Here is a 5000-nt window from a genome sequence, read left to right on the forward strand (position 1 = left end):
AGATATACCTTTCCCGCCTCTGGCGGGATTTTTTATGTCCTGCCGTGGCAGGGGCGGGTTAATCGTTACTATTGGGAAACTTCCGGCAAAATTTTTCCCCCGCATAATCAGTGAGTTGTGGAATGTGGAAGAAATTTTCCGGGGTTTGGTTTGGATTATTGGGCAGAGTGCGTATCTTTGCAGTCCCAAATCGAGAGAAGGGGGAGCGCAGAAGAGCATTATTTTAAGGAGCGAAAATGTTGATAGATAAGGGTTTAGAATTTTCTAAATTTTTTTTCAAAAAACATTTTGTCAGTTCAAAAATAGTTTATACTTTTGCAGTCCCAATTCGAAAGAAGAAAGGAGCGGAGATGAGCATTAAGACGGTGAGTGAGATTTGAGATTTTAAAATCATTTAAAGAGTTTAAAAAAAATCAAAAAACATTTTGCCGGAAAGAAAAACGTTGTATCTTTGCAGTCCAAATCGAGAGAGGCGGGAGCGAAGCAGAACGGACAGGTTAAGATAAAGCGGAGGGTTAAAGCTTACGAAAAAAAAGTTTTAAAATTTCCTCCAAAATATTTTGCCAGTTAAAAAATAGTTCATACTTTTGCACTCGCAATTCGGAAGCAGCATGACAGATAAAGCATGCGACCGGAGTTAAAGCGAGAAGAATAGAGATCATTGACATACAAATAACAACCAAAAAGTAAGGAAAAACTAAAGCGTCAATTAACTTTTTTTTGAGTAAGGGCAAACAAACATACAATGGAGAGTTTGATCCTGGCTCAGGATGAACGCTAGCGGGAGGCCTAACACATGCAAGCCGAGCGGTAGAAGTCCTTCGGGACTTTGAGAGCGGCGTACGGGTGCGTAACACGTGTGCAACCTACCTTTATCTGGGGAATAGCCTTTCGAAAGGAAGATTAACACCCCATAATATAATGATTGGCATCAATTATTATTGAAAACTCCGGTGGATAGAGATGGGCACGCGCAAGATTAGATAGTTGGTGAGGTAACGGCTCACCAAGTCTGTGATCTTTAGGGGTCCTGAGAGGGAGATCCCCCACACTGGTACTGAGACACGGACCAGACTCCTACGGGAGGCAGCAGTGAGGAATATTGGACAATGGGTGAAAGCCTGATCCAGCCATCCCGCGTGAAGGATGACGGTCCTATGGATTGTAAACTTCTTTTGTACAGGAATAAACCTACTCTCGTGAGAGTAGCTGAAGGTACTGTACGAATAAGCACCGGCTAACTCCGTGCCAGCAGCCGCGGTAATACGGAGGGTGCAAGCGTTATCCGGATTTATTGGGTTTAAAGGGTCCGTAGGCGGGCCTGTAAGTCAGTGGTGAAATCTCATAGCTTAACTATGAAACTGCCATTGATACTGCAGGTCTTGAGTAAATTTGAAGTGGCTGGAATAAGTAGTGTAGCGGTGAAATGCATAGATATTACTTAGAACACCAATTGCGAAGGCAGGTCACTAAGATTTAACTGACGCTGATGGACGAAAGCGTGGGTAGCGAACAGGATTAGATACCCTGGTAGTCCACGCCGTAAACGATGCTAACTCGTTTTTGGATCTTCGGATTCAGAGACCAAGCGAAAGTGATAAGTTAGCCACCTGGGGAGTACGTTCGCAAGAATGAAACTCAAAGGAATTGACGGGGGCCCGCACAAGCGGTGGATTATGTGGTTTAATTCGATGATACGCGAGGAACCTTACCAAGACTTAAATGGGAAATGACAGGTTTGGAAACAGACCCTTCTTCGGACATTTTTCAAGGTGCTGCATGGTTGTCGTCAGCTCGTGCCGTGAGGTGTTAGGTTAAGTCCTGCAACGAGCGCAACCCCTGTCACTAGTTGCCATCATTCAGTTGGGGACTCTAGTGAGACTGCCTACGCAAGTAGAGAGGAAGGTGGGGATGACGTCAAATCATCACGGCCCTTACGTCTTGGGCCACACACGTAATACAATGGCCGGTACAGAGGGCAGCTACCTAGCGATAGGATGCGAATCTCGAAAGCCGGTCTCAGTTCGGATTGGAGTCTGCAACTCGACTCTATGAAGCTGGAATCGCTAGTAATCGCGCATCAGCCATGGCGCGGTGAATACGTTCCCGGGCCTTGTACACACCGCCCGTCAAGCCATGGAAGTTTGGGGTACCTGAAGTCGGTGACCGTAAAAGGAGCTGCCTAGGGTAAAACAAGTAACTAGGGCTAAGTCGTAACAAGGTAGCCGTACCGGAAGGTGCGGCTGGAACATCTCATTTTTGAGTCTCGTCGTTTAGGCGAGAATAAACAAACAAGATACTTAAATGTATCACGCATCTGCTTAAAGAAAAAGATGCTTTAGTTTTTACTTTTGGTTATTATTTAAAAATACACCCACTAGAAATTAGTATTAGGGAGGAGATACAAGAGCCAGGAGGCAAGAATCAAGACAGTAGAAGTCTTGTATCTAGCATCTTGAATCTAAAAGTCTAACAAGACAGTCTCGTAGCTCAGCTGGTTAGAGCGCTACACTGATAATGTAGAGGTCGGCAGTTCGAGCCTGCCCGAGACTACTAATGACAAGACGGGAGACAAAAAGACGAGAGATATGAGACCATTTATAAGTCTCAAATCTCAAATCTGAAAATCTCGAGTCTGACCTAGAGGGGAATTAGCTCAGCTGGCTAGAGCGCCTGCCTTGCACGCAGGAGGTCAAGGGTTCGACTCCCTTATTCTCCACAAAGTTGCCTTAAAAAGCAACAAGAACAGAAGATATTTACATTAAGATTGAAGAATTATGCCCTTAGGAGGCGAAACGGCTTAAGAAATTAAGAAGTTTGATAGGATCGGGACCTATATTATTCACGTATTACCACTTTAGTTTAAAAGTGACGGATAGAGCCAAAAACAATATCTGTTTATTAAAGAAGTAATAAGAAAATTGATCATTGACATTAACGGTAAGAACATCACAAAGAAAAAACCGAGCACCTGTGGGTGCGGAGTTTAAAAAATAAGAAGGTCAGCGCGGTTGCGTTGGCTGGATAAAACTAAACTAGACTAATTTTATTATTAGGAAAGAAATCGTTAAGGGCGTATGGCGGATGCCTAGGCTTTCAGAGGCGAAGAAGGACGTGGTAAGCTGCGAAAAGCTCGGGGGATTGGCACACACGAATTGATCCCGAGATGTCCGAATGGGGCAACCCAATACATTGAAGATGTATTACTCTAAATTTATTTAGAGAGCAAACCCGGAGAACTGAAACATCTAAGTACCCGGAGGAAAAGAAATCGAAGAGATTCCGTAAGTAGTGGCGAGCGAAAGCGGATTAGCCCAAAAGCTTTTATATGTTTAATAGAATGTTCTGGAAAGAACAGCCATAGAGGGTGATAGCCCCGTATATGAAAGGCATACATAAGTGATAAATGAGTAGGGCGGGACACGTGAAATCCTGTCTGAATATGGGGGGACCATCCTCCAAGGCTAAATACTCCTGAAAGACCGATAGTGAACAAGTACTGTGAAGGAAAGGTGAAAAGCACTTCGAATAGAAGGGTGAAAGAGAACCTGAAACCGTACGCCTACAAGCGGTCGGAGCCCACAAGTTGGGTGACGGCGTGCCTTTTGCATAATGAGCCTACGAGTTAATTTTACTAGCGAGCTTAAGCACTTCAGGTGCGGAGGCGGAGCGAAAGCGAGTCTGAATAGGGCGCATAGTTAGTAGGATTAGACGCGAAACCTTGTGATCTACCCATGGGCAGGTTGAAGCTTTGGTAACACAAAGTGGAGGACCGAACCGGTTGACGTTGAAAAGTCTTCGGATGACTTGTGGGTAGGGGTGAAAGGCCAATCAAACTGGGAGATAGCTCGTACTCCCCGAAATGCATTTAGGTGCAGCGTCGATGTTAAGTTTATTAGAGGTAGAGCTACTGATTGGATGCGGGGGAGTCAAATCCTACCAATTCCTGACAAACTCCGAATGCTAATAAATGTTCGTCGGCAGTGAGGGCATGGGTGCTAAGGTCCATGTCCGAGAGGGAAAGAACCCGGACCAACAGCTAAGGTCCCCAAATCTATACTAAGTTGAAATAACGCGGTTGAACTGCATTGACAGCTAGGATGTTGGCTTGGAAGCAGCCATTCATTTAAAGAGTGCGTAACAGCTCACTAGTCGAGCGGTTCGGCATGGATAATAATCGGGCATAAGTATAGTACCGAAGCTATGGATTTATAACTTTTGAGTTATATCTGGTAGGGGAGCATTCTGTTTGCACAGAAGCCACATCGTGAGGTGTGGTGGAGCGTACAGAAAAGAAAATGTAGGCATAAGTAACGATAAAGCGGGCGAGAAACCCGCTCACCGAAAGACTAAGGTTTCCTCAGCCATGCTAATCAGCTGAGGGTTAGTCGGGACCTAACGCGAACCCGAAAGGGGAAGTGGATGGACAATGGGTTAATATTCCCATACTTGCTCACACTAAAAAGGGGACGGAGTGACGTAGCTACTGGAGACTGACGGAATAGTCAAGACCTAGCCTTCGGGCGAAGTTGTTGTAGTGAACTCGCTTCCAAGAAAAGCCGAAGTGAAGCAACCCGTACCAAAACCGACACAGGTAGTCGAGGAGAGAATCCTAAGGTGCTAGAGTGAATCATGGTTAAGGAACTAGGCAAAATAGTCTCGTAACTTCGGAAGAAGAGACGCCAGCCGCAAGGCTGGCCGCAGTGAAGAGGCCCAGGCGACTGTTTATCAAAAACACAGGACTCTGCAAAATCGAAAGATGAAGTATAGGGTCTGACACCTGCCCGGTGCTGGAAGGTTAAGGAAGGTTGTTAGCAGCAATGCGAAGCAATTGACTGAAGCCCCAGTAAACGGCGGCCGTAACTATAACGGTCCTAAGGTAGCGAAATTCCTTGTCGGGTAAGTTCCGACCTGCACGAATGGTGTAACGATCTGGGCACTGTCTCAACCATGAGCTCTGTGAAATTGTAGTATCGGTGAAGATGCCGATTACCCGCAAT

At 45.5% G+C, this 5000-nt stretch carries 1 protein-coding gene, 2 tRNA genes and 2 rRNA genes (1 of these 5 running past the window's edge); all 5 read left to right on the top strand.

What is annotated here, in order from left to right; genetic code table 11:
- On the top strand, positions 1-250 hold a 250-nt coding region (locus QEP06_RS11610; RefSeq protein ID WP_285270372.1), incomplete at its 5' end, for a hypothetical protein.
- A gap of 492 nt (positions 251-742) precedes the next feature.
- Positions 743-2259, top strand: a 16S ribosomal RNA gene (locus QEP06_RS11615).
- Positions 2260-2479: 220 nt separating this feature from the next.
- Positions 2480-2553 (top strand) — tRNA-Ile (locus tag QEP06_RS11620).
- Between the two features lie 92 nt (positions 2554-2645).
- Positions 2646-2719, top strand: a tRNA-Ala gene (locus tag QEP06_RS11625).
- Between the two features lie 338 nt (positions 2720-3057).
- Positions 3058-5000 (top strand): 23S ribosomal RNA (locus QEP06_RS11630) (it continues 828 nt past the right edge of the window).
- Together the 16S and 23S rRNA genes with 2 tRNA genes alongside form the textbook arrangement of a ribosomal RNA operon.

It is taken from the genome of Kaistella rhinocerotis (assembly GCF_030243905.1).
Lineage (GTDB): Bacteria > Bacteroidota > Bacteroidia > Flavobacteriales > Weeksellaceae > Kaistella > Kaistella rhinocerotis.